Here is a 439-nt window from a genome sequence, read left to right on the forward strand (position 1 = left end):
GTCAATCTGGATGAGCGCGCGCTCGATGGCAGCAATGCCTTGACCGGTACCGGTCATTTCGAGATTAACGCCGGGTCTGATCGGGTGCAGGAGGTGTCGTTTGCCGACGTCAGCCAGCAGCCAGCCTTGACCGCTCTCGGCAAGCCGGTGATCTATGAGCTGGTGGATGGGGATCCCAGCATCCCGGGCAACCAGATCCTGAAAGGCTATGTGGAAATCAACGGCGTGCGGGTCGAGGTGCTGCAGGTCGAGATCAGCGGCAACCTGAACAACGCCGCCAGCAACGGTTTCGATTACAAGGTGACCCTGTATCAGGGGGTGGATCAGAGTAACGGGGCCAGCAAGGAACTGCCGTTCCAGATCAACGTGGTGGACCACGACAAGGGGGCTGGCAACAACGACAGCACCAGTGGCACCCTCAATATCACCATCGCGGAAG

Annotated in this window: 1 protein-coding gene; it reads left to right on the forward strand. The window is 59.5% G+C overall.

The features are described 5' to 3' along the window. Positions 1-439 (forward strand): hypothetical protein (locus ACW5W7_RS21310; protein ID WP_456503003.1); only part of this gene is annotated, 439 nt, incomplete at both ends.

It is taken from the genome of Aeromonas intestinalis, assembly GCF_054052485.1.